This window comes from Campylobacter sp. 2018MI10, from assembly GCF_018501175.1.
In the GTDB taxonomy this organism is placed as follows: domain Bacteria; phylum Campylobacterota; class Campylobacteria; order Campylobacterales; family Campylobacteraceae; genus Campylobacter_E.
The window spans coordinates 46,658-53,494 of record NZ_JAHCZD010000014.1 but is presented as its reverse complement, the minus strand read 5'-3'; the positions used below and the strand labels follow the sequence as shown (position 1 = coordinate 53,494).

Annotated in this window: 8 protein-coding genes; 4 read left to right on the top strand and 4 right to left on the bottom strand. The window is 26.8% G+C overall.

Annotation, left to right across the window (positions count from 1 at the left end; translation table 11 throughout):
- The 4 genes from KJR01_RS07240 to KJR01_RS07225 form a co-directional block, all read right to left on the bottom strand.
- Nucleotides 1-465: hypothetical protein (locus tag KJR01_RS07240; protein WP_214118052.1), on the bottom strand; the 465-nt coding region annotated here is incomplete at its 3' end.
- 9 nt (nt 466-474) lie between these two features.
- Entirely contained in the window at nt 475-1,488 is a 1,014-nt protein-coding gene (locus KJR01_RS07235; RefSeq protein ID WP_214118050.1) for a Cj0814 family flagellar-dependent secreted protein, read from the bottom strand.
- Nucleotides 1,489-1,503: 15 nt separating this feature from the next.
- The gene (locus KJR01_RS07230; RefSeq protein ID WP_214118048.1) at nt 1,504-2,439 is read right to left on the bottom strand and encodes a hypothetical protein; all 936 of its coding nucleotides are present in this window, start codon (nt 2,437-2,439) and stop codon (nt 1,504-1,506) included.
- A 160-nt stretch (nt 2,440-2,599) separates the two neighbouring features.
- Nucleotides 2,600-3,316, bottom strand: a complete 717-nt coding sequence (locus KJR01_RS07225) for a hypothetical protein (protein WP_214118046.1) — start codon at nt 3,314-3,316, stop codon at nt 2,600-2,602.
- A 157-nt stretch (nt 3,317-3,473) separates the two neighbouring features.
- On the opposite strand from KJR01_RS07225, the gene tatB reads away from it, so the two are divergent.
- The 4 genes from tatB to KJR01_RS07205 are packed head-to-tail and all read left to right on the top strand — an operon-like array spanning nt 3,474 to nt 6,832.
- The gene (gene tatB, locus KJR01_RS07220; protein WP_214118044.1) at nt 3,474-3,917 is read left to right on the top strand and encodes a Sec-independent protein translocase protein TatB; all 444 of its coding nucleotides are present in this window, start codon (nt 3,474-3,476) and stop codon (nt 3,915-3,917) included.
- On the top strand, nt 3,910-4,674 hold the full coding sequence (gene tatC, locus KJR01_RS07215; RefSeq protein WP_214118042.1) for a twin-arginine translocase subunit TatC: 765 nt from the start codon (nt 3,910-3,912) through the stop codon (nt 4,672-4,674). Before tatB ends, tatC begins: the two co-directional genes overlap by 8 nt.
- The gene (gene queA / locus KJR01_RS07210) at nt 4,667-5,680 is read left to right on the top strand and encodes a tRNA preQ1(34) S-adenosylmethionine ribosyltransferase-isomerase QueA (RefSeq protein ID WP_214118039.1); all 1,014 of its coding nucleotides are present in this window, start codon (nt 4,667-4,669) and stop codon (nt 5,678-5,680) included. Before tatC ends, queA begins: the two co-directional genes overlap by 8 nt.
- Nucleotides 5,681-5,689: 9 nt before the next feature.
- The gene (locus KJR01_RS07205; protein WP_214118037.1) at nt 5,690-6,832 is read left to right on the top strand and encodes a hypothetical protein; all 1,143 of its coding nucleotides are present in this window, start codon (nt 5,690-5,692) and stop codon (nt 6,830-6,832) included.
- Nucleotides 6,833-6,837: the final 5 nt, after the last annotated feature.

Below are 6,837 nucleotides of genomic sequence, written 5' to 3'. Positions count from 1 at the left end.
TTCTTTTTCTTCTTGTTTAATTTCTTCTTTTGTATTTATTGCATTATTTCTTAAATTTTCTTTTTCTTTAACTCTAGCTTGTAATTCTTCAACGCTTGGCATTTTCTTACTATCTATATAACCTAAAAGTAAATCTTTAGGCAAACCTAAAGATGGCATATTTAGTGAGTTTAGTGTTCTATCAAGCTCTTTTTTATCAATTTCTACCCAATTTTGTTTATATTCTTTGCAAATTTCTTCTACTAAATCAGGGTCTAATGCTCCAAACACACAATAACTTGCCTTTTCTCCAAGATTTAAATGTTTATCATTTAAAGGATTGTAAGTCGGATCATTTTCTAGCTTTTGCTGAGCAAGTTTTAGATATTCTAAACTAGCCTTTCCATCTTCATAATAAGGTTTATTAACTTTGCTTTGATTATTCATATAAGTATTTGAAAAATTATTTACTCCATTAACCATCATAACAAATCCTTATACTTTCATATCAAATAAACTTATATTTTTTTGGCTGTATTGTAAAGCCACTTGCAAAAACTCTTCAAATGTTTCGTAATTATCTATATCTTTAGGAGCTTTTAGATTTTTACCACTTAGCATTTCATATAATAATTTTTGATATCGCTTCATAATACTTTCAAATTCTTTACCATCAAACCCATCTACATTTTGTAATTTTAATGAACTAAGTTCTTTTGGCAAAGCTTCATAATTTAACCTATCCATAGGAGTAAATCTATCCTCTCCTATTTGCTTAGCATAATCAGTTCGCTCACCTTCTACCAAAAAATAATTACTACTAAGAGCTGCAATTAGTAAGCCACCTTTTGTATATTCGCTGTTTTCAGTTTTATAATGTTCTTCATGTGGATTCCAGCAAACTGAAGCAGAGTTTCTAAGCCATTTAGCGTAAATATTATCATCTCGTGTTTCATAATAATTAAAAACATTACCATCTGCACCAAAAATGGTTGATAATGAGTATGTGTCTTTGTGCTTTGAAAAAACATTAGAAAACTCTTTAGATTTAAAATAATTATTAAATTTGTCATCATTATCAAATATTTGAGTAACTTCTAAGGTGCTTTTTCTCATTTCATATAAATGTGGGGTGTTTGACAAAGTATCTTTAGAAAAACTATCGTTTAAGTTTAAAAATTCATCTCCTACAACTTGTCTTACAACATTATAAGCATTACCAACGCTTTTTGCTATATCAATTGATTTACAAATTTTATAAAGTGATATTGCATTTTCATTATGTTCTACTAAAGATTTTAAACTATCGCTATGTATTTTAAAATCTTCCGGAATACCTGCGGCTTTGTTAAAATCACTTGTAAAAAAGCCATCTTTATCAACTCCGTATCCTAATACAACTCCTACCTTTTTATCATCTGCTTTATTATCTACTTTTTTAATCTCGTTATTTGTTTCTTTTTTGCTTATATTAGTTATTTGATATGTTGAATAAGAATTTATTTTCATAATTATTCCTTTATTTTAAACTCTTTTATCATATAAATTCTCGCTATCTTTATATGCCATTAAAATAGCTAATAAATCTCTTTCATTTTTGATATTTTGAATATTAATTTTGCTAAGTATTTCTTCCATACTTTCACGAGTGCTTGTGCCTTTTACTTCTATGGGTTTTCTTTTTATATTCTCATCTTTTTCGGAATTTTCTTGTGAATATTTCTCTCCAAAATGTTTTTCATAACCATTTTGCTCTTTGTATAAATCAACTTCTAATTTTAAAGCCAAATAACCGATTTTAAACTCATCTAAATCATCAAGAGCAAATAAATCCATAAGCCTATCCATAAAGCCACCACTCCCACAAAAAACATCTCCTAGCTTTATATTGCCTTGAGAAAATCTGCTTAGATAAAACTCAGGCACGCTAGTATCTCCAAAATTTGTATCATTAGTAGCAAATCTAACGCCCACAATCTCGTTTTGCTTTAAAAACTCTAAAAGTTTTAAATCGTTTTTAATAAATGCTTGATTATAAATATTATTAGCTTTTGTATTTATTTGTAAAGCGTCTAGCTTAGAAAGAGCCTTTTTGTCATCGTTTTCGTTGAAAAATGCAGGGTGTAAAGAATTAATCACTTTTACCATTTCTTCAGCTCCGACACTCTTGCCCGTTTCTATCCAGTATTCTCGCTCTTTTTTACTCATTCCATAAAAAAGCATACCTTCCATAAACTCGCTTTCAAGCATAGCGTGAAGCTCTGGATGCTTAGATTTATTTACACCCAAAAGTATTCTTTGCGTATTATTTGGCTCATAAGTTCCACATTCATCTTGTGGAACATCTTTTAATAAATTCATAACTTGCTCTTTTATATTATCTTTAGGAGTTTGAGTGGTTGAAATTTGATTTTTAATATTTGTTTGATAATTTATATAATTGTTATTTGTTATTTGCATTTTAAACCCCCGTTATTTTTCTATATCGGTAGGTTTAAAAAAATATTAATAGATATTTAATTTATATCTGAACTCTTTTATAAAATTTTTAGCTTTAATTCTTATTTATATAAAATATTAATCTATATTCATTTTAACAATTTTATAACTTTCCTTTATTTTAAACTCTTTTATCATATAAATTCTTGCTATCTTTATATGCCATTAAAATAGCTAATAAATCTCTTTCATCTTTGATATTTTGAATATTAATTTTGCTAAGTATTTCTTCCATACTTTCACGAGTGCTTGTGCCTTTTACTTCTATAGCTTCGAATGGTTTTTTATCTTCAGATTTTTCATCATTTTTATTTATTGTTAATATTTCATCACTTGGTTTTGTATTTTCACTATTTTGGATACTTTCATGCTCTTTGCCTTGCTTTATCTCATCAATTCTTGCTAGATACCTTTGTTTGAACTCATCTTCGCTAATATTTCTTGCATTAAATAGCTTTGCTATTATTACATCTTGATCCCATTTATAATCTCCTAAGCTATCAGAATGCTCCTTTAAAAAATCTTTTAAATCTTTTTGCACATCTTGATTTGCTTCAGAACTAAAGGCTCTTTCATAAATTGTATTCGTATACATATCGCCATATAAAGCATCTTGATGTTCAAGTAACATATAAATAACCATACTTTGAATTTTTGCTTCATTGCTATTAGTTGGGTAATTAAAATCCAAGCTATCGTGAGTATCGGGGTAAAACATTTTAACAAAATCATCATATCTTTTTGCATTTTCTTTATTTTCAAGTCTTCCTTGAACTAATGCTTGATTATTATTTGGCTTTTGTAATGGTAAGTTATAATTATTTGAACTAATTTTCATATTTTACCCCTTTAAAATAATTTAATAATTAGTAAATATATTAATTAAATATAACTAAATATAACTTTAAAAAGATTAAGTAGCAAAACTTAATTTAAACTAACGATTAAAAAAAATTAGATAAATTCAGCAAAAAATTATCTAAAAGAGTTTTATTATGAGTTTTATGGAAATTGTTATTATTTTAATAGTTGCTGTTTTGGTTTTAGGACCTGAAAAACTACCTGGCACTATAGTTGAAATCGCAAAATTATTAAAGGCTGTTAAAAAACAAATTAACGAAGCTAAATCAAGTATAGAAAACGAAATCAATATTAGCGAATTAAAAGATGAAGCTAGAAAATATAAAGAAGAAATCACAAAAGCAAATGATAGTATCAGAAAAAAACTAAGCTTTGAAGAATTTGATGAGATTAAAAATACTTTAAGTGATTTTGAAAAAGACGCACAAAATGCTTTAAATAGCACTATTGATAGTGTAAAAAATACAGAAAACTCAAATCAAAATTCAAATTCTACAGAAGAAAAAAATATAAATACAGAAGAAAAGCAACTTAGCAAAAGAGAACAATTTTTAAAAGAAAAGAGCGAAAATGTTTGAAGAATTAAAACCACATTTAGTTGAACTTAGAAAAAGATTATTTATTAGTGTAGTTGCTTTGATTTTAGCTTTTTTTGTATGTTTTGTATTTTGGAAACCAATACTACATTTTATTTGTGTTCCACTTATGAATGTATTGCCTGAAGGCTCTGAAATTATATTTTATAAACCACAAGAGAATTTCTTCACTGCTATGCAAGTTTCTTTATTTGCAGCATTTCTTGTAGCATTGCCTATAATTTTGTGGCAAGCTTGGAAATTTGTTGAACCAGGTTTATATGAAAATGAAAAAAGATTTGTAGTGCCTTTTGTATTTAGTGCTACTATTATGTTTTTGATTGGTGCGGCGTTTTGCTATTATTTAGTAGTTCCTATTGCTTTTGATTTTTTAATCAATTTTAGCGGTGGAGAGTATAAGGCTATGCCTTCAATTTCTGAATATGTGAGCTTTTTTACAAAATTAGTAATTGCATTTGGACTAGGATATGAATTACCTGTTGCTATATTTTTCTTAGCAAAAATTGGTCTTGTAACTGAAAAAACTCTTATTAGAAATTTCAGAGTTGCTATATTAGTTATTTTTATATTCGCAGCAATTATGACCCCGCCTGATGTATTTTCACAATTTTTAATGGCAATTCCTTTAATTGGGCTTTATGCTATTTCAATTTATATTGCTAAAGTAGTAAATCCAGCTGACCCTGATATAGATAGCGAAGATGATGAAAAAGAATTATTAGAAGATAAAAATGCTTGATAATTTACTAAGTTCTTATGATTATGATTTGCCAGAAGAATTAATAGCAAAATACCCTGCAAATCCTGCTGATAGTGCAAAACTATTAGTGTATGAAAAAAATAGTGGAAAAATTACTCATAGTGTATTTTATGAATTAGCTAATTTTTTGCCTGAATGTGCTTTGATTTTTAATGATACTAAAGTATTTAAAGCTAGATTTTATGGCAATAAAATTAGTGGTGCAAAATGTGAATTATTTATAAATAAAATTCTAGCAAATGATGAGTTTTTAGTGCAAATTAGGGGTAAAGTTAAAGAAGATGATATTTTAATTTTTCAAGATAATTTAAACGCAAAAATATTAAAGCTAAACGCAGATGGCACCAGAATTGTGAAATTTTGCAAAAACAATGAAGTTTTAAAAACCGATGAAGTTTTAACAATTAGCGAAAAAATCGGACATATTCCACTACCACCATATCTTAAAAGAATGGATAATTTAGATGATGAGATAAATTATCAAAGTGTGTTTGCTAAAAATATTGGAGCTGTTGCAGCACCTACTGCGTCATTGCATTTTACGAATAGAGTTTTAGATAGTCTAAAAGATAAAAAAAGCGCTTATATTACTTTACATGTTGGTGCAGGAACTTTTGCTAGTGTAGAATGTGAAAACATACAAGAACATAAAATGCATAGCGAATACTTCAATCTAAGCGATGAAGCAATAAAATTAATTAATAGTGATATACCTATTTTAGGGGTTGGCACAACTGCTACAAGAACAATAGAGTATTATGCAAGGACAAAAAAAAGTAGTGGTGAATGTGATTTGTTTTTAAACCCATCTAATAGGCCAATTAGACAAAATTATTTATTAACAAATTTTCATTTGCCAAAATCAACTTTAATTATGTTAGTAGCTAGTTTTATAGGTAGGCAAAATACTTTAAAACTTTATGAAGAAGCTATTAAAAATAAATATAAATTTTACTCATACGGCGATGCAATGCTTATTATTTGAAAGGAAAATATGAAAAAATTATTACTAATTTTAATCTCAACCTATCTATTTGCAGATTCTAAAATAGATTTTTCTGATAAAGATACAATACTTTTATTTGTAGTTTTAGGTGGCTTAATAGTTTTATTATTAGCTTATATTTACAAGCTAAAAATGAAATTAAAAACTAAAAAAGTAAAAATGTTTAGTGTTAGCGATGAAGCAGAATTTGAAAGTGAAAGTTTTGAAAAATCATCTTTATATTTTGATTTACAAGAAGTGTTTTTATATTTTTTCAAAACGCTAAATTACGAAGCTAGTGTTAAAAATAATATATTTTTAGTTAGACAAGATATGTTATATCTAAACGATAACAATGAAAAATGTATGCCAAATAGGTATTTTTATGGAGATTATACAAATATTATCAATGCTATTTGGGCTGCTGCTGATTTGATTAATCAAAATGTAGAAAATGAAACCATATTTATTGATATTGGAATTATGAATAATATGCAAAATAGAACTCTTTTATGCGTTGATATTGGAGTTTGTGGGGTTGTTGATGATAAAAAAACTGAACTATTTAAAAGCTTTACTAATCCTAAAAAATTATCTATATCAGAACAATTACATAAATTTAGTGGATATATGAAAAAAATTGATGGTTCTAGCTATGCCTTTAAGGATACAAATGAAAGAATTAATCACGCAATCTGTCTTAGTATCCCAATACTAATCAATGATAAAGAAAATAATTTACCAGATGTAACTCCAAAAGATAGATTAAGTGTTTTAATAGTTCATAACAATATTGACATATCAAAAACAATCACTGCAAATCTTGAAAGCTATGAAATAAACTGCATTCAAAACCAATCAAGTAATGGTCTTTTAGAAAAAATTGAAGATGGGGTAAATTGCGCTTATAGAGCTGTTTTATTAGACGCAAATCTAATTAATACTTTTAATGAATATGATTTAAATCGTTTAGTAAAAGCACAAGATGAATATTGCTTTAAATTAATTCTTATACTAAATAATCATAAAATAACACCTAATATTGAAAAGATTATTCAAGAAGTAGATTTCCTACCATTACCATATACAATTGATAATATTCGCTCAATTGTAAATATCATAAAAACTCAACAAGAAAAATTATTAAGCTAATTTAT